The sequence below is a fragment of the Eubacteriaceae bacterium ES3 genome (genome assembly GCA_030586155.1).
Lineage (GTDB): Bacteria > Bacillota > Clostridia > Eubacteriales > Eubacteriaceae > Acetobacterium.
Map to the genome: position 1 here is coordinate 2,391,524 of CP130741.1, position 18,606 is coordinate 2,410,129.

Here is an 18,606-nt window from a genome sequence, read left to right on the forward strand (position 1 = left end):
GCCTTTGAAAAAGGTTACCAAACTGACGTCTATCATATAATGTCTATCATAACTGTTTAGTCTTTAACTATTCTTTTTTAAGCGCTTATTTACCCTTGCTAAATGGTACTCCCAGGGCACAGGGATCGCCTGATTTCTGGCCAAAGACCGAAACCATGACAATGGTCAGCACATAGGGAATCATTAAAAGCAGCTGGGTTGGTATGTCACTGCCAAAGGACTGAATCCTGAACTGCATGGCCTCTCCCGCACCAAAGAGCAGGACCGCCAGCAAAGCACCCACAGGGGTGTATCTGCCGAAAATAACCGCCGCCAGGGCAATAAAGCCACGGCCGCTGACCATATTTTCGGTGAAAAAAGACAACAGACCCAGTGACAGATAGGCGCCGCCCGCTCCAATAAACATCGAGCCGCCAATGGTACTCAGGTATCGGATTTTTTCAACACTGAGACCCACAGAATCAATCGCCGCCGGATATTCACCGGTTGCTCTGACTCTCAGCCCCGGTCTGGTCTTGTACAGAAACAGACTCAGCAGGATAACCGCCAGAATCGTCAGGTACACCGGCAGGGTAAAACCGCCGCCAATCTCTGTAAATCCTGCCACCTTCATCGACCCTTCCTTCATCCCAAACAGGGTCCGGTAGAGGGTCGTCGTCAGGCCTTCAGCAATGATATTCAGGGCAATCCCCACCACCACCTGATTGGCTTTGATTCCCACCGTCAGCCAGGCAAAGAGCAGGCCGACCACTGCGCTGACACCCAGAGCAAAGAGCATTCCCAGCCACACATTGCCAAACAGATAGGACCCGACCACACCGGAAAAGGCACCAATCAGCATCATCCCTTCCGCTCCGATATTTATCACACCGGCCAGGTGCATGATCAGAATCCCCATTGCCGCCAGAAGAATCGGCGTTGATGTATTTATTACAGTTGTCAGGAAACTTAATAGATTCACTGGGATACTTCCTTTCTTTCCAACCGCTTTCTTTCAAGAAGCTTTCCTAAACCCTCAGACTTTTTGAAGCTGAACGGCTTGAACTGATCCACCACCACAAATATGATAACCAGTCCCTGGATGATATAGATGACGGCAATCGGCAGTCGGGTGAACATCTGAACCGCGTTTCCGCCGCTTCTAAGAGCACCGAACAGAATCGAGGAGAAGAAAATTCCGATGGCACTGCTGTTGCCCAGAAGGGCTACCGCAATCCCGTCAAAACCGTATCCAGCCGACAGACCTTCCAGCAGTTTATGCTGAACGCCCAGCACTTCCATGCTGCCCGCCAGGCCACCGATTCCGCCCGAAATAACCATCGCCATCAGCACCATCCGTTTTACCGGAATCCCTACATATTCAGCGGCGTCTTTGTTGGTTCCCACTGTTGCCATTCTGAATCCCTGGGGGGTATATTTCCAGTAGATATAATAGACCACCAAGGCCGCCAGAGCAATGAATAATCCAATCGTCAGCTGGCTGTTGGGAATCAGCTTAATCAGCTTGGCACTGTCCATGATGATGTCCGACTGGGGATAGGTCGCCTTTTCTTCCATCATCGGTCCGTTGACCAGGGCTGATACGATATACACTGCCACATAGTTCATCATTACTGTGGTAATCATTTCGCTGGCATTAAAACGGTTCTTTAAAAATCCGACAATCCCTCCCCAGAAGGCGCCTCCGATAAAACCTGCCAGGAGTGCCAGCGGCACATGCAGCACCATCGGCAGCTCCATATAGACCGCGACATATGTGGAAAACAGGGCTCCCATGTAAAGCTGGCCTTCGATCCCGATATTGACCAGGCCGCACTTATAGGCAAATCCATAGGACAGACCGACAAAAATCAGCGTTGTCGCTTTGACCAGTGTTGCCGCAATGGCCATTTTTGAACCAAAGGCCCCCTGCCACATGACCTGATAAACTTCCACCGGATTCTGCTGAATCAGAGCTATGATGAGTGCTCCGAATATCAGCGCAAATACAATGGATAAGAGGGGTTTTATTATATTTGTTTGCAGTTTCATTGATGCCTCCTGAGTATGGTTCAATCTTAATTCCCTGATTTTTCTAAACTTTTCAGTCCTTATGGAGCCAATATCTTTATTCTATATTCTCTGGCAAAAAATAAAGGCGCATTGATTAAAAATCAATAACGCCTTTGTTATTTCGATACAATATTTTCTTTGTGCCGTAATAATAACATGGTTATCCTATGATGTCAACATAAATCTCATCGCAATAATAATTTATTATCACGACTTTTTCTAAAAGCTCTTTTCTCTTTGATACATCACTATCTCCGTTGCCAATTGATTTGCTTTTTTTGCCATCTCATCGGTATCTATTGAAGTCAATTCTCCATCCTTGGCAACAATTTTCCCATTTACAATCGTCATCTTTGTATAGGAATGATTTCCCAGAGAAACCAGGGATACTAATGGATCATGGCATCCCGCATAGGCAATGTCGTTCAGATCAAAGAGAATCAGATCTGCCCCCATATTCTCTTGAATATAACCGATATCATTTCTACCAAGAACTTCAGCGCCCCCTCTTGTTGCAACTTTTAGACACTCATATGCGTTTAATCCCTGGGTTCCGTATTTTAAATGATTCAATAAATACATCCGCCTTACTTCTTCCCACATGTTTGATCCATCATTGCTGGCACTGCCATCAACAGCCAGACTGAGTTTTGCTTTACTTTTCACCAATTCGCTGGTTCTACAGATTCCACTGTTTAATTTCATATTGCTTGAAGGACAATGGGCAATTCCACTACCATTCAAGCGAGATATTTCCTGATCATTCAAGTAAATGCTGTGGGCAAACCAAACATCTTGTCCGACCCATTCTAAGGATTCCATTAATTCAAAGGGGCGAAGTCCATATTTCTCTAAACAAAATTTTTCTTCATCTTTTGTTTCTGCCAGATGGGTATGAAGCATCACTTTATTTTGCCTCGCCATTTTAGCTGTTTCTTTCATCAGTGAATCCGTAACCGAAAAAGGCGAACACGGTGCCAGGGCAATTCTTGTCATCGCAAAATCGCCAGTGTCGTGATAGCTGTCAATCAGCCTTTGAGAATCATTTAAAATCTCCGTCTCTGTTTGCACAACACTCATCGGCGGCAGACCCCCATCATCTACCCCTAGTGACATAGACCCTCTGGTTGCATGAAAGCGGATCCCAATCTCTTTTGCTGCTTTAATCTGAGTATCGATCAGCTGACTGCCAGCCCCTTGTGGAAAAACATAGTGGTGATCTGCCGTATAGGTACAGCCGGTTCTCAATAATTCACTCATCCCAACCATTGCACCATAATAAATTGCTTCTTCATCCATATGCTGCCAGAATTGATATAATCCTTTGAGCCAGGGAAATAGGGGTAATTCCTGAACCTCTTTTATTCCCCGAAATAAAGTCTGATACAAGTGATGGTGGGTATTTACAAAGCCTGGTAAAGCTACCAGTCCATTGCAGTCAACCACCTGGTTAACTTTTGTGTACTTTTCATCCAAACTTTTGCCAATTTCCATAATGACCCCATCTTCCACAAAGAGATCAGTCTCCTCTAAAATTTCATCATCATGATTAAAAGTATAAATTGTTTTAATTTTTTTCAACAGTAAACTGGACATGATCGATCCTTTCTGATCAAGCAAGTGGTTATGGGCACAAAAAAACCACATTATTTACTCGATCTGAGTATTTAATGTGGTTAACTCAACACAAATTCTGCCTTATTATATAATTGTTCTCCAAAAAAATCAAGCGCTTCAATAAAAATCCTTTGGCATAACACTGCTACACTTAAAATAGAATGACTGATTAATGATGACCTGTTTTCAGAAACTCCCTTAAACAATTCGACCAGCTATCGTTTTTTAAAAACATCTTTACTTCATGCTCATCATTACGCAAATGATCTTCGCTATCACTATAAACGCCAGGATTACTACTGTTTTCGAACCCTTCTCTGGTCGAAAATAGCGTGAACTTAGCCTGATAGGGTTCATGCCCTTTTATACAGTATAAGCTGCATAAGCCACATTCATTGCAGAGATCATCAATATGAATAACGACCTTTTTTTGTTCCAGCTCAATCACACGATTAGCCCGGTTAGGACATAGATCCACACAATTATTACAGGCTGAACATAATGACGTATAGGCTTTTGCCTGTTTGAAAATTTTTCTTTCCTTGTATTGATACAAGCTTTCTTCACAAGCACTTAAAGATAAATTTTCCAGTTTTTCCAAATCAATGGTCGCCGGACAATCAACTCCCGAAGCTGCAGTAATCAGGCGATTAAAATTCTTGTAACCACCTGACTTCAGTAGTAAAGATGAAACGGTTACCGGCTTAATGCCACAGGCCAGGATATCAGAGATGTTATGCTCATCCGCACCGCCTGAATAAGATATGGGCAGTTTACCATCAAACTGCCTGGCCAGAATATCGGCTACGCCAATTGCTATAGGATAAAGGGCTGGTCCTGATAAGTACATATTATCACCGGTGAGTTCATGATTAGCATTTTTTACCGGAAGTGTATTCGTAAGTTTAACCCCGAATATTTTTCCATCTTTTTCAGCTTCTGACATGAGTCTTTTGAGCATATCTACGGCACTGTCCAAATCGATATCCAATTCAAAAACATGGTCGTCCAATAGAATATGCTGATAGCCTTGCTTATCAAGAATGCTTCTGACGCTCTCTTTACCTAAAAGCGTTGGATTTAGCTTGACATAAACATTCATAACCTTATTTTTAAGGAGATGTCCGGCAATTACTTCAATCTCCTCTTTCTTGCAGCCGTGCATGGTAGAGAGGGCAATGGTATTGCTGATAAAAGGACTGATATTTTTAATATAATCCCTTGAAATATTGTCAAACAAATCCACATTTTCCAGCAGATAAGCGATATCTTTTTTCCATTCCTCAGCTTGGGAGGCATCCATAAGTTGATTGATAAACCCATCCACAGGCTCACTTTGTATCCCTGCTAAATCATATCCAACGCTCATAATGAATTCAAATTCATCGGGATCACCCAGATCGAATTCCTTTATCAGCACTTTTAGAAGAAGATAGGCTTTGATATATTCCGCTTTCGCTTCTTCGATAGACAACTCAGTCGACCATTCTGTATTAAAAACTTCTGTGGCAGCGTATATACAGGGTTTGACAATTCCTAATGCTTCACCCGTCAGTATCTGAACAGTTTTCAGTTCAAAGCAGGACGCGCCCGCCCCATAAGCGGCGACAATATTTCCCGCAAGCTGCGTATGCGGGCCAGCAGCAGGACCTATATTTTGCCCCGTTGAACAGTTTTTATTTCTGTCTACCGGGACATCAAGAAAGCATTTTTTTTCCTTATATCCTTTAAGCAGATCTGCTAAAAGCATTTCAAACGAAATCGGCACCATTACATCACTCATATAGTTTCCTCCATAATTCGGCCGCGCTTTCCACACATTTAGCCGATAAGTTTTCGGTGTCAGCCATCATCTTCTTATGCCGCATCAAAACTTTTCCATTGATAATTGTGGTGTCTGTATGATTTCCGGTAATACCAAAGAAAAGATGGCCATCAATGTTACTTTCATTAAGCGGTGTATAAGGTCGATAGTCAACAATAATCACATCGGCTGCTGCGCCTTCTTTTATTATACCTAGAGTCTCACCAAATATTTTCGAAGCGATTCTGGCATTATTTTCAAATAACATCGCTGACGTTTCTGCAAAGCCTCTATCCGGATTCCCGCTTTGGTGCTTTTGCAGTACCAGGGCAGCCTTTGCCGATTCGAGCATGTCAAAGGTATATCCATCAGTACCAAGACAGACGGTTATCCCTTTGTCAATCATTCTCAATACATCCGGTACGCCCACAGCATTTGCCATATTGGACTGGGGATTATGGATAACGGTAACACCTGATTCTTTCAGAATATCCATATCCTCTTTAGAAATATGGACACAATGGCCTGCCAAAGTATTCTCGTTCAATATGTCAAAACGCTTCAATCTTTCTACCACTGAACATCCATATTCTTTTAAGGAATGTTCCTGGTCATAAAGGCCTTCAGCAACGTGTACATGATAACCAATTTTCCGGGAATTTCTTTCTTTGCAAATTTTGAGTGTTTCATCACTCAGCGTAAACGAAGCATGTAAACCGATCAGGGTTTCAATCATTGTGCTATTTTCAAGACTTTCTGCGAAGTCAAAAGACTCTTCTACCGCTTGCAGCATTTTCTCTTTTCCGTCTCTATCTGATATTTCATAAGAAAGACAGGTTCTTACACCTGTTAACGCGGCCGCTTTTTCCAACGCATACAGACTTCCAGTCACTTCTTTATAGCTTGCATGATGGTCAATTAATGTTGTCACACCATTTCTGATACATTCAAGATAAGCTGCAATTCCAGAGTTATAAGTTTCTTCCAGTGTCATATGCCGGTCTAAATTCCACCAGGTTCCTTCCAGAATTTCCAGAAAATTTTGAGGATGGTTATCCGGTATACTCATCCCTCTGGCAAAAGCACTGTAAATGTGATGGTGGGCATTGATATAGCCTGGCATTATAAACATTCCCTGTGCATCAATATAATCTGAACCGGGATATTTCTGCAAAAGGACCTGGGTCTCTCCAACTTCTTCGATGTGATTTGCGTCTATCACTAATGCTCCATTTTTTAAAAAAGGTCTTAATGGATCTCTGGTAATCAGCCTTCCATTTCCTATCAATATTTTTCCGGATTTCGTCATCGTCATGTCTCCAATTATTTAGAATACGGTGTATTTTCAAGCGGCAATGATGTTCTAAAGTTCCCATCCCATTTATAGTAAGCGGCCTGTGTTGCAGGCGCTGTCGGGATCAGGGTAATTTCTCCTACCCCTTTCGCCCCATAAGCTAACTCAGCATGATTCTTCTCAATCAGAATCGTTTCTATATCTGGTGTATCAGTTGAACGTAAAAGCCCCAATTTTCCAAAGCTTGCTGTCGGACAACCATTTTTAATTTTTAGATCTTCTGTCAACGCATAGCCCAGGCCCATTACAATACCACCTTCTATCTGACCTTCTACATTAGTCGGATTAATGGCCCGGCCCACATCATGGGCTGCCACTACCTTATCGACTTTTCCATCTTCCCCCAGTATAACAACCTGACAGGCGTATCCATACTCCAGATGACTGACCGGGTTTGCTTTATCACTTCCCATCGGATCAGTAATACCAGTAAATTCTTCATAGTAGACTTTTCCTTCCAGTTCTGAAAGGCTATGATTATTCAGATCCTGTGCGAGTTTAAGGCTGGCCCTTCTGGTCGTTTCACCATTAATAACCGTTTGCCTTGAAGCTGTACTGGTTCCTGAATCAGGGGTAATATCTGTATCCGGATCTGAGACTATCACGTCTTCTGGTTTCAAACCAGTGGTTTGACATAAGATTGTTCTCATTGTTTCGGCAATTCCCTGGCCCATGCAGGAGGCACTGGTTCTTAACGATACCTTGCCATCGATAATTACCAGACGTACACGACCGGTATCTGGAATCCCCACGCCCACACCTGCATTCTTGATGGCACAGGCTATGCCAGCGCGTTTATAGTTATCATAATAAGCATCTTTAACTGCTTCAATACACTCCAAAAGTCCAGTACCTTCATCGACAATCTGTCCATTGGGCAAAGTCTGTCCCGGTCTGATAGCATTTAAATGCCGTATTTCATAGGGGTCTAATCCGACTTTCTCAGCCAGCAAATTAATATTACATTCTGTGGCAAATATCGTCTGTGTTACTCCAAAGCCCCTAAATGCCCCGCTGGGAACGTTATTGGTATAAACTGCCTTGCCGATTATATCTATATTCTGATAATTATATGGTCCAGCTGCGTGGGTACAGGCTCTTTGCAGGACCGGACCGCCCAATGAAGCATAGGCCCCGGTATCAGCGTTCAATCGCAGCTTCATCGCGGTCAGTCTGCCATCTTTATCGCAAGCTGTGGTTAATTCCATCTCCATTGGATGACGTTTAGGATGAACAAGAAAACTTTCTTCTCTTGTCAGACTAACACGCACCGGAAGTTTTGTAATATATGCCAGCAGAGCAGCATGATGCTGAACACTCATATCTTCCTTACCGCCGAATCCGCCCCCAACAACTGCACTTTTTATCCGCAGCTTTTCTTTGGGAATTCCCAAAAGCATGCTTATTTCACGATACTCATCATAAATCCCCTGACCGCCAGTATAGACAGTTAAACGCTCCTGCTCAGGAACAGCCAAAGCAGTCTCAGGCTCCAGAAAAGCGTGTTCCTGATGAGGTGTTGAGTAAGACATGGTCACAACATGGGCTGACTCACGCAAAGCCTTGTCTACTTGACCTCTTTTAATCACTTCTGTCCGGTAGATATTTCCGCCCTCATGAATATCCTCAGCGTTTTTTTCTATCGCTTGCTCAGCCGATAACATCGGTTCTAATTCTTGGTACTGGACATCAATCAGGTCTTTAATTTCCTGCAGGGCTTCAGAGTTCTTGGCCGCAACAAGGGCGATACTGTCTCCAAGATAACGTGTTATCTCTCCTTTAGCGATAAGGGCTGGCCAATCATGGGTTAAGTGACCAATGTATCGCTGACCAGGTACATCTTCTGCCAATACTATCGCTACTGCATCGGGATGTTTAATCGCTTGCGTTATATCAATATCTTTTACCAGGGCTCTGGGATATCGGGAACGCAGGGCACTGCCATAGATCATTCCTTCAACTTTGATATCTTCAACATATTTTGCCGAGCCATCAATTTTACTCATCGCATCCGGCCGAAATGTTCGCTCACCAATTTTTCCGGTAAATTTCTCTACAGGGATAGGCAAATCCACTCTAAAAAAATCTGCCGCCTGTAGGATTGCCTCCTCGATTTTTTTATAGCCTGTGCAACGGCAGATATTGCCTTTGATGGCTTTTTTAACATCGCTTGATGAGGGGTTCTTTTCAGTATCTAAAAGGGATTTAGCACTAATAATCATTCCCGGTGTGCAGAAACCGCATTGCACTCCTCCTGCTTTTTTGAAACAGTAGTCATAAACTTCTTTTTCTCGTTCTGATAGTCCTTCGACCGTTATGATATTTTTGCCATTAACTTTTGCCGTCGTATTTTTGCAGGCACGTCCTTTTTTCCCGTCGATAAGCACCATACATGCACCACAGGAGCCTTCTTTACAACCATTCTTAAGGGAAGTGATATCCAGCTCATCTCTAATAAAATCCAAAAGATTTTTATCCAAAGCTGTTGAAATTTCTATGCCATTGACCCAAAATGTATACATCTTTACCTCCTGATAACTTTTCCGCTTCGATTACCGGTAAATTCACCGTTAAGTATCAATGGTATACCATTAACAATAACATGGTCAATTCCTACAGGCTTCTTCTTAGGCTCGACAAAAGTTCCCCGATCACTAATCGTTTCAGCATTCCATATTACTATATCTGCATAATATCCTTCTTTGAGAAAGCCCCTTTCCTTTATTCCCATTGAGGTTGCCGATTTTCCAGACATTTTAGCTACAGCTGCCTCAAGACTTATTACTTTTTCTTCTCTTACATATTTTCCTGCTATTCGCGGAAAAGATCCGTAAACTCTGGGATGGGGTGTACCTGCCAGAAGTCCGTCGGTACAGGCATTCATCTCATCACGTTTCATAATCTGAATGATATGTTCTTCCAGTCCATAGAAATCGACCATCCCAACTGCATTTTCTTCTGCCAGAAGCAGATCAAATGTCGCCTCCAGGGCATCCTTACCCTTTTTATTCCCCAGCTCCGCCAAACTCAAACCGATGACATCCTGATTATGCTCCGTATTGACACTGGTAATAAATATCTGATCAAGACCGGCAAAATCCACAAAATTATCCCAGCCGGGAATGCCGCTTGCGATATCTTCTTTCATTTTTTGCCGTACCGAGTGATCCCTTAAGCGATCCATAAGCTGATCCGTCCCACCATCATGGGCCCAGGGGGGTAAAATAACGCCCAGCATAGTAGAACCCGCCGCATATGGATATTGATCAAATGTTACAGCTATTCCCTCTTCTTTTGCCTCATCCAGTAATTTAAACATCTCCGGGATATACTTCCAGTTGTTTTTGCCGCAGACCTTAAAGTGGGAAAAATGAATCTTTACCCCTGTTTTTCGCCCAATTTCTAAAATTTCTTTCATCGAAGTAATAATCGTGTCCGCTTCACTTCTTTGATGCACCACAAAAACACCATTATACTCGGCAATAATCTTACATATCGCAATTATTTCACTGGTTTTGGAATAAGCACAAGGCGTATAAATTAATCCTGATGAAAAGCCCAAGCATCCCGCTTCCATCTCGCGTCTGGTTATTTTGCACATCTGCTCAATTTCTTCGGCAGTAGGCTTGCGATCGTCCAAACCCATGGCTTCCATTCTGACATTCCCATGAGGCAGCAGATAGCTTTCATTTAAAGCCGGTTTTGCTGCTTCGATCATGGCCAGATAGTTACTGGTATTTTCATATGCCCAGTCAATCTGGTCGCTGTCTCCATCTAGACCGGCCAGATTTTTTCGCCAGGCTGAAATATACTTTGGGGGTAAAGGCGCCATCGATATGCCATCCTGGCCCAGAACTTCTGTGGTAATACCCTGGTTGAGTTTAGGCAATAATTCCGGTTCTATCAGTACTGCCAGGTCCGAATGACTGTGGGTATCGATAAATCCCGGTGACACAATTTTTTCAGCAGCATCGATGATTAATGCCTCCGACTCATTATCAAAAGACCCTGCTGCCGCTATTGCCTGGATACGCTCTTCTTTTATCATAAGATCTGCCATAAAAGCTGCCTGGCCGGTACCATCCACCAATGTCCCATTTTTAATTATCATAATCGATTTATTCACCATCATTTGTCTCCTTATATATGTCCCATTTGATAGAAACACCTGTCTTCATTATTTAGCGTCTAGTTTCCTAAATCACAAAATAACCATTAATCCACGACTAAAAAGCCCCCTGTTCTAATGATTGCTCTACGGGTGCTTATCTTAGCGCTTATATATGGAAAGACCTTTTTCCTTTGCAAATAATATCCTGCTGCAGTCTATTTGATCTTATTTAAATATCGATACATTGTCGCATCGGACACTTTTAAATATTCAGCGACTCTGCTGACTTCTCCCTTGATAAGAAAGATCCCCTTATCAAACAGCTTTTTGACAATTTCCATTTTTTCATCAGACGACATTCTTTCCGGCGGAATATCATAGCCTGCCAAAACGGCCTCAACAGAACCCATTGTGATCTCTTCCACCGATTCGCGAAAATTCTCTTCTACAATGTTACTCTCACTCACCTGACTGATCAGGTCCTGATCCATACCATAGTTGATAATATCGCTAAGCTGCTTGTGCAGTTCTAAATAGACAGAAATACTTGTATTAACACACAGCATACCAATAATTGAACCAGCTTCATCCTTGATAAAAAAAGATGATGATTTAAGACGAATACCGTCTTTTGTTTTGCCGGTATAATTGGCTACATAATCGCTGTCTGAATATTTTTTATTCTTAACAATGCCCAGTACTAAATCCGTAACCGGTCCGCCTATTTTTCTTCCGCTGATATGACCGTTTTCAATTGCAATAATCGATTCTTCATAATTTCTCAAATCATGCAGTACGACTTCAGTATTTGGTCCCAATACGTTTGCAAGAAAATTTACCATTGGTATGTAATCACTCACATCATAAAATTTCATAATTGTCCTCCAATTATTATGTCAATTTATTTTATCAAAGCAATAAAATATTAATATCAAACGCCAGTAAGCAAACACTTAAAATCCAGCAAAACTGACGTCTGTTCTTGCTTTATAGTCTTAGTCCCAAAAGCCTCTATGAACTTCTGCGATTGACTCCTCCAGTTCCTTGAACGGCCCAGTCACTTGAATGTCTTTTTGGCCGGCAGCCAGAATGGTCCGGCAAGGCATATTAAAGGTTGGATTGACTTCATTGTTACCCGTCATCTTCAGCAGGTCCGATTCTTCCATACCGTACACGATAGCACCGATATTGGCCCAGTAAATAGCCCCAGTGCACATGGCGCATGGTTCAACCGTCGTATACAGGGTACACTCTGCCAAAAATTCCTTACTGTAAAGCTGGGAAGCCTTTTCTGCCAATGCTGTTTCAGCATGGCCGGTGCAACGGTGTTCAGTCAGTTCAACATTACCCTGACGCAAAAGAATATTCCCATCTTTATCTGCCAGCAATGCACCAAATGGTGTGTTTCCAGATTCCCTGGCTTTTTTCGAAACTTCAATTGCTTCTTCCAGATATTTAACATGCTTATTCATATTGGTTACACCTCTAACTCAATTGTTTTCCATTCATGGCCTTCTCTACGGTTTGTAATCCCTGCGCGAAGTGCCAAATCGTCTGCTGTTGCCTGTGCTTTTCTGTAAGCGGCTTCTTCATCAATACCACCGGTAAACTTGCTGTTATGCAGTATTAACCGACCATCAACCGCAACACTTTCGATATTATCCATACCCGAAGAATAAACCAGAGTTGAAACAGGGTTGTGAACCGGTATCGCCTTGGGATTTAAATACGGATTAAAGATAATATAGTCAGCCTTTTTACCTGCTTCCAGAGAGCCTATTTCATTTTCCATTCCCAGGGCCTTGGCGCCGTCAATGGTTGCCATTTCAAGTACCTTTTCAGCGGTCATCGCCGTTGGGTCCAGGTTATGGACTTTTTGAAGCAGAGAGGCCGACTTCATCAATTCAATCATATCCTGGGAGTTATTGCTGGCCGCTCCATCAACGCCCAGACTAACCGTCACGCCAGATCGAATCATCTGTGGAACTGGTGCCACCCCAGATGACAAATACATATTACTGACGGCATTATAAGAAACCTTGAAATCATAAGCCGCTGCTTTCCGAATATCTTCTTCTGTCAGATAAACACAGTGCACCATCAGTACATTAGATCCGGTAATGCCCAGTTTTTCTAGGCAATCCACCCCCGCAACACCGTGAAGGGCTTCTGTCGCCATCCGATCAAAAGGTGTCTCAGACACATGAACTGTCAAACCCGACTTATAGGCATTAGTCACTTCATAGAGCATTTTAAACATTTCTTCTGAGTTTGACCAAAGGGCAGCCGGTGCTGTCCAAACCTTGATTCTGCCATCTTCGGTGTTATGGTAGGTATCAAACAAACGTACCAGATCTTTTTCGACCGTTTTCACGTCCTGAGTAATCTCCTGGCAAACACCGAAATCCAAACCGGCATTCATGGTTCCCCTGCCAAAAACACCACGGATTTTTAAATCTTTAAAGGCCTGGATTACGCCGTCACTCAAACCTTCTGATGCATGGGGGTACATATAGTCAAGGGATGTGGTAATCCCGCTGCGGACGGATTCCATACTTCCCAGAAGAGCAGCCTGGTAACAGTCCTCCGGTGTCAGAAAGCGGGCGGCCGGAAAGGTCATCGTCGCTAACCAGTCCTTTAGATCCATATCATCGCCGAGCCCCTTTAAAAGCGTCTGAAAAAGGTGGGTATGGGTATTGATAAAACCGGGAAAGATAATTTTGCCATCACAGTCTATGACCTCTTTAACTTCTGAATACTTTTTTTCAAGGATTTCAGACGGTCCAACTTCGACAATTTTCCCCTGAGCGACAGCCATCGCCCCTTTGTACCAGATTTTTCTGTCACTGTCTACTGTGACAATAATCGCATTTATAAGTAATTGATCTAACATTATGCCTCCATCTCTTCACTCTCACAAAGTCCTGCCATCAGGCATCCGATTCTTTCGATTGTCGCGCTCTTTCTATCCATTTCTCCCAGAATCTGACCATCATACATGACGCCAATCCTGTCGCTAAGGGCCATGATTTCATCCAATTCTGTTGAAACCAGTAAAACCGCACAGCCTCTGTTTTTAGCCTCGATGATCTCTTTATGTATAAACTCTATCGCTCCAATATCAACGCCCCGCGTCGGGTGTACTGCCAAAAGCAGGTCCGGATTTTTTTCCAGTTCTCTGGCAATGACCACCTTTTGCTGGTTACCGCCAGAAAGGCTTTCCATCGGCGCCCAGATATCCGGCGTTTTGACATTATATTTGGCAATTCGTTCTTCTGTCCGCTGCTGATGCAAAGGCCAGTTGATAAAAGGTCCTTTTTTGTATTCTTTTTTTCCAATATCGTGGAGAATCATGTTTTCCAGTATGCTCTTGCTCATCAGGACACCATCTGCCTGACGATCTTCTGGTATATGCGAAACACCACACTCAAGAATATCGTTAGGCTTCTTATTGGTCATATCCCGGCCATTAATCTTAACACTTCCAGATGCCGCCTTGTCCAGAGCACTGATTGCTTTGATCAGTTCCGTCTGACCATTGCCATCAACTCCAGCAATACCATAGATCTCGCCGGCTCGGACTTTCAGGTTCAAGTTCTTGACTACTAAATTATGGCGTTTACCTTTTACAGTCAGGTCATTCACAACCAGCCGATCTTCCCCCGGCTCCCGATCATGCTCATTGACCACAAAGGCCACCTCTTTACCCACCATCAAAGCCGCCAGTTCTTTCTGACTGGTTGCTTCTTTATCACGTTCAGCTACTAACCGGCCGTTTCTCAAAACACTAATTTTCTCACTGATTTTCATAACCTCATTCAGCTTGTGACTGATAAAGATTACAGACTTGTCTTCAGACTTAAGTTGATGAATGATTTCAAACAGCTGTTCTGTTTCTCTCGGTGTCAATACTGCTGTCGGCTCATCCAATATCAGCAAATTACAATCGGTATAGACAGCCTTGATGATTTCAACGCGCTGCTGCTGGCCAACTGTCAAATCTGCAACAAGCATGTTCGGATCAATTTCCAACTGATATTTCTCGGAAATTTCTTTAATCCTCTTAATAACATTTGCCTTGTCCAGCAATAAGCCTTTCTGATCAACCATTGATAAAATAATGTTCTCAGCAACGGTCAGTGTCGAAATCAGCATGAAGTGCTGATGGACCATCCCTATGCCGTTTTTAATTGCGTCTTTAGGAGAATTGATCTCCACTTCCCTGCCATTGATGATAATAGCACCAGAGTCCTGTTTAATAATCCCGAAGATAATATTCATCAGGGTACTTTTACCGGCACCATTTTCCCCCAGTAAAGCATGAATCTGACCTTTCTCCAGAGAAAAGCTTATTTCATCATTTGCTTTTAAATCATTAAATGATTTTGTTATTTTTTTGAGTTCAAGTAAGGCATCCATGGCCATTTTCCTTCCTTAATTCAGCCCTTTATTGATTTAATCCAGGTATATCGGATTGTCCGATATACCTGGAAAACCATCATCGGGGTTATGGTAATAATCTACTTTTATACGGCTATCTGTTATGATGAGCCTTCTTTTCCTGCTGTTCTTAGTTAGCCTGTGCGCTTTCGATTTCGATTTCGCCAGCTGCGATTTTATCCATTGTATCAGTCACAAACTGTTTTTCATCATCTGTCAGCACATCTTCACAGTCATGGTAAGGAGCCAGGCCAATAACGCCTTCAGCAATACCGAAGTGGTAAACTTTAGCTTCTAATGGTCCATTCATGGCTTCTTTAACAGCCGCTACCATACCCAGACTAATCTGGTTGGTCGCACTGGTGAGTGTCTGTTCCGGATTTTCTTCATACTGGTCTTTAACTGCTCCAATAGCGTAAACGCCTTCGTGGCCTTTAACTGCTTCAAAGACACCCAGACCTGCCTGGTCCGCATCATGAGCGATAATGTCCGCACCATCTTCGATGAATACTACTGCCTGATCTTTAAGCTTGGCTGCATCGTCAAAATCGCCAGTAAAAGCAGTCAGAGCAACAGTTCCATTATCAACATAGGCAACACCCTGTTCAAAACCTGTTATATAGCTTTGGATTGATGGAATCTCCATCCCACCGATAGCTCCAACTTTTCCTGTTTCTGTCGCTAATGCCGCTACTACACCGGCAATGAATCCCTGCTGATCATTCAGATTCAGCACACCTGCTACATTGGGTTCCTGAACTACGTCAGAACTGGTGATTAAAAACATTGTATCCAAATAGTCTGGGGCAACATTTTTGGCTGCATCGGCAAATTCAGAACCATGTCCGAAAATGATATTGTAACCCTGATCAGCATAGCCGCGGAATACAGTTTCATAATCAGAAGCAGCTACCGCTTCAGAATAAGCGACTTCACATCCCAGTTCCTCAATCTCCATCAATCCGTCATAGGCTTCATTGTTCCAGCCCTTATCATTAGCTGTTCCCGGCAGCAGCAGAGCTACCTTTAAAGTATCACCTGTTGCAGCATCACCTTCAGTATCGCTCGAGCTCTGACATCCGGCAAATAAGGTTACCGTCATCATCAGGGCAAGCATTAACACAAGTACTTTTTTCATTTCTTCTTCCTCCTGTTTATAACATTCTTTTTAAATTTATAGATAAAAGGAATCCCGGGTTCCTTTTATACTTGACGTGATTTATTTTAAAGCTGTCATTTACCCTTGGTAAATGGTACTCCCAGGGCACTGGGATCGCCTGATTTCTGGCCAAAGACCGAAACCATGACAATGGTCAGCACATAGGGAATCATTAAAAGCAGCTGGGTTGGTATGTCACTGCCAAAGGACTGAATCCTGAACTGCATGGCCTCTCCCGCACCAAAGAGCAGGACCGCCAGCAAAGCACCCACAGGGGTGTATCTGCCGAAAATAACCGCTGCCAGGGCAATAAAGCCACGGCCGCTGACCATATTTTCGGTGAAAAAAGACAACAGACCCAGTGACAGATAGGCGCCGCCCGCTCCAATAAACATCGAGCCGCCAATGGTACTCAGGTATCGGATTTTTTCAACACTGAGACCCACAGAATCAATCGCCGCCGGATATTCACCGGTTGCTCTGACTCTCAGCCCCGGTCTGGTCTTGTACAGAAACAGACTCAGCAGGATAACCGCCAGAATCGTCAGGTACACCGGCAGGGTAAAACCGCCGCCAATCTCTGTAAATCCTGCCACCTTCATCGACCCTTCCTTCATCCCGAACAGGGTCCGGTAGAGGGTCGTCGTCAGGCCTTCAGCAATGATATTCAGGGCAATCCCCACCACCACCTGATTGGCTTTGATTCCCACCGTCAGCCAGGCAAAAAGCAGGCCGACCACTGCGCTGACACCCAGAGCAAAGAGCATTCCCAGCCACACATTGCCAAACAGATAGGACCCGACCACACCGGAAAAGGCACCAATCAGCATCATCCCTTCCGCTCCGATATTTATCACACCGGCCAGGTGCATGATCAGAATCCCCATTGCCGCCAGAAGAATCGGCGTTGATGTATTTATTACAGTTGTCAGGAAACTTAATAGATTCACTGGGATACTTCCTTTCTTTCCAATAGCTTTCTTAAACCCTCAGGCTTTTTGAAGCTGAATGGCTTGAACTGATCCACCACCACAAATATGATAACCAGTCCCTGGATGATATAGATGACGGCAATCGGCAGTCGGGTGAACATCTGAACCGCGTTTCCGCCGCTTCTAAGAGCACCGAACAGAATCGAGGAGAAGAAAATTCCGATGGCACTGCTGTTGCCCAGAAGAGCTACCGCAATCCCGTCAAAACCGTATCCGGCCGACAGACCTTCCAGCAGTTTATGCTGAACGCCCAGCACTTCCATGCTGCCCGCCAGGCCACCGATTCCGCCCGAAATAACCATCGCCATCAGCACCATCCGTTTTACCGGAATCCCCACATATTCAGCGGCGTCTTTGTTGGTTCCCACTGTTGCCATTCTGAATCCCTGGGGGGTATATTTCCAGTAGATATAATAGACCACCAGGGCCGCCAGAGCAATGAATAATCCAATCGTCAGCTGGCTGTTGGGAATCAGCTTAATCAGCTTGGCACTGTCCATGATGATGTCCGACTGGGGATAGGTCGCCTTTTCTTCCATCATCGGTCCGTTGACCAGGGCTGATACGATATACACTGCCACATAGTTCATCATTACTGTGGTGATCATTTCGCTGGCATTAAAACGGTTCTTTAAAAATCCGACGATTCCTCCCCAGAAGGCGCCTCCGATAAAACCTGCCAGGAGTGCCAGCGGCACATGCAGCACCATCGGCAGATCCATATAGACCGCGACATATGTGGAAAACAAAGCTCCCATGTAAAGCTGGCCTTCGATCCCGATATTGACCAGGCCGCACTTATAGGCAAATCCATAGGCCAGACCGACAAAAATCAGCGTTGTTGCTTTGACCAGTGTTGCCGCAATGGCCATTTTTGAACCAAAGGCCCCCTGCCACATGACCTGATAAACTTCCACCGGATTCTGCTGAATCAGAGCGATGATGAGTGCTCCGAATATCAGCGCAAATACAATGGATAAGAGGGGTTTTATTATATTTGTTTGCAGTTTCATTGATGCCTCCTGAGTATGGTTCAATCTTTTTTCACTAATTGTTTCAATCAAACCTTTTAAATGC

14 protein-coding genes are annotated in these 18,606 nt (G+C 43.8%); all 14 read right to left on the reverse strand.

Translation table 11 applies throughout. The annotated features are described in order from the left end of the window. Window positions 1-85: 85 nt before the first annotated feature. The 14 genes from Q5O24_10995 to Q5O24_11060 all read right to left on the reverse strand — a co-directional run bounded on the left by Q5O24_10995 (window position 86) and on the right by Q5O24_11060 (window position 18,542). On the reverse strand, window positions 86-961 hold the full coding sequence (locus Q5O24_10995) for an ABC transporter permease (GenBank protein WKY46879.1): 876 nt from the start codon (window positions 959-961) through the stop codon (window positions 86-88). Continuing rightward, window positions 958-2,031: an ABC transporter permease gene (locus Q5O24_11000; GenBank protein ID WKY46880.1), complete on the reverse strand. Its 1,074-nt coding sequence runs from the start codon at window positions 2,029-2,031 to the stop codon at window positions 958-960. The genes Q5O24_10995 and Q5O24_11000 overlap by 4 nt, the downstream gene beginning before the upstream one ends. Before the next feature lie 240 nt (window positions 2,032-2,271). Beyond that, window positions 2,272-3,648: an 8-oxoguanine deaminase gene (locus tag Q5O24_11005; protein ID WKY46881.1), complete on the reverse strand. Its 1,377-nt coding sequence runs from the start codon at window positions 3,646-3,648 to the stop codon at window positions 2,272-2,274. A 190-nt stretch (window positions 3,649-3,838) separates the two neighbouring features. Then, a complete protein-coding gene (locus tag Q5O24_11010) occupies window positions 3,839-5,452 on the reverse strand; it encodes a selenate reductase (GenBank protein WKY46882.1) in 1,614 nt (537 codons plus the stop codon). After that, window positions 5,445-6,782 carry a putative aminohydrolase SsnA gene (gene ssnA / locus Q5O24_11015; protein WKY46883.1) on the reverse strand — a complete coding sequence of 446 codons (1,338 nt, stop codon included), beginning with the start codon at window positions 6,780-6,782 and terminating at the stop codon, window positions 5,445-5,447. The genes Q5O24_11010 and ssnA overlap by 8 nt, the downstream gene beginning before the upstream one ends. 14 nt (window positions 6,783-6,796) lie before the next feature. Further along, on the reverse strand, window positions 6,797-9,349 hold the full coding sequence (gene xdh / locus Q5O24_11020; GenBank protein ID WKY46884.1) for a selenium-dependent xanthine dehydrogenase: 2,553 nt from the start codon (window positions 9,347-9,349) through the stop codon (window positions 6,797-6,799). 2 nt (window positions 9,350-9,351) lie between these two features. Further along, window positions 9,352-10,959, reverse strand: a complete 1,608-nt coding sequence (locus tag Q5O24_11025) for a D-aminoacylase (protein ID WKY46885.1) — start codon at window positions 10,957-10,959, stop codon at window positions 9,352-9,354. Between the two features lie 194 nt (window positions 10,960-11,153). Continuing rightward, window positions 11,154-11,813, reverse strand: a complete 660-nt coding sequence (locus Q5O24_11030) for a PAS domain-containing protein (protein ID WKY46886.1) — start codon at window positions 11,811-11,813, stop codon at window positions 11,154-11,156. Between the two features lie 120 nt (window positions 11,814-11,933). Continuing rightward, complete coding sequence (locus Q5O24_11035; GenBank protein ID WKY46887.1) at window positions 11,934-12,410, reverse strand: nucleoside deaminase; 477 nt, start codon at window positions 12,408-12,410, stop codon at window positions 11,934-11,936. A 5-nt stretch (window positions 12,411-12,415) separates the two neighbouring features. Then, window positions 12,416-13,831: an amidohydrolase gene (locus Q5O24_11040; GenBank protein WKY46888.1), complete on the reverse strand. Its 1,416-nt coding sequence runs from the start codon at window positions 13,829-13,831 to the stop codon at window positions 12,416-12,418. After that, the gene (locus tag Q5O24_11045; GenBank protein ID WKY46889.1) at window positions 13,831-15,363 is read right to left on the reverse strand and encodes an ABC transporter ATP-binding protein; all 1,533 of its coding nucleotides are present in this window, start codon (window positions 15,361-15,363) and stop codon (window positions 13,831-13,833) included. Before Q5O24_11045 ends, Q5O24_11040 begins: the two co-directional genes overlap by 1 nt. A 145-nt stretch (window positions 15,364-15,508) precedes the next feature. Next, on the reverse strand, window positions 15,509-16,516 hold the full coding sequence (locus Q5O24_11050) for a BMP family protein (GenBank protein ID WKY46890.1): 1,008 nt from the start codon (window positions 16,514-16,516) through the stop codon (window positions 15,509-15,511). A 95-nt stretch (window positions 16,517-16,611) separates the two neighbouring features. After that, window positions 16,612-17,487, reverse strand: a complete 876-nt coding sequence (locus Q5O24_11055) for an ABC transporter permease (protein WKY46891.1) — start codon at window positions 17,485-17,487, stop codon at window positions 16,612-16,614. Continuing rightward, on the reverse strand, window positions 17,484-18,542 hold the full coding sequence (locus Q5O24_11060) for an ABC transporter permease (GenBank protein WKY46892.1): 1,059 nt from the start codon (window positions 18,540-18,542) through the stop codon (window positions 17,484-17,486). Before Q5O24_11060 ends, Q5O24_11055 begins: the two co-directional genes overlap by 4 nt. Window positions 18,543-18,606: the final 64 nt, after the last annotated feature.

Excerpts from the sequence above, each read along its gene's own strand:
- Q5O24_11000 (WKY46880.1), bottom strand. The coding sequence starts at position 2,031 with ATGAAACTGCAAACAAATATAATAAAACCCCTCTTATCCATTGTATTT.
- Q5O24_11005 (WKY46881.1), bottom strand. The coding sequence starts at position 3,648 with ATGTCCAGTTTACTGTTGAAAAAAATTAAAACAATTTATACTTTTAAT.
- Q5O24_11010 (WKY46882.1), bottom strand. The coding sequence starts at position 5,452 with ATGAGTGATGTAATGGTGCCGATTTCGTTTGAAATGCTTTTAGCAGAT.
- ssnA (WKY46883.1), bottom strand. The coding sequence starts at position 6,782 with ATGACGAAATCCGGAAAAATATTGATAGGAAATGGAAGGCTGATTACC.
- xdh (WKY46884.1), bottom strand. The coding sequence starts at position 9,349 with ATGTATACATTTTGGGTCAATGGCATAGAAATTTCAACAGCTTTGGAT.
- Q5O24_11025 (WKY46885.1), bottom strand. The coding sequence starts at position 10,959 with ATGATGGTGAATAAATCGATTATGATAATTAAAAATGGGACATTGGTG.
- Q5O24_11030 (WKY46886.1), bottom strand. The coding sequence starts at position 11,813 with ATGAAATTTTATGATGTGAGTGATTACATACCAATGGTAAATTTTCTT.
- Q5O24_11035 (WKY46887.1), bottom strand. The coding sequence starts at position 12,410 with ATGAATAAGCATGTTAAATATCTGGAAGAAGCAATTGAAGTTTCGAAA.
- Q5O24_11040 (WKY46888.1), bottom strand. The coding sequence starts at position 13,831 with ATGTTAGATCAATTACTTATAAATGCGATTATTGTCACAGTAGACAGT.
- Q5O24_11045 (WKY46889.1), bottom strand. The coding sequence starts at position 15,363 with ATGGCCATGGATGCCTTACTTGAACTCAAAAAAATAACAAAATCATTT.
- Q5O24_11050 (WKY46890.1), bottom strand. The coding sequence starts at position 16,516 with ATGAAAAAAGTACTTGTGTTAATGCTTGCCCTGATGATGACGGTAACC.
- Q5O24_11060 (WKY46892.1), bottom strand. The coding sequence starts at position 18,542 with ATGAAACTGCAAACAAATATAATAAAACCCCTCTTATCCATTGTATTT.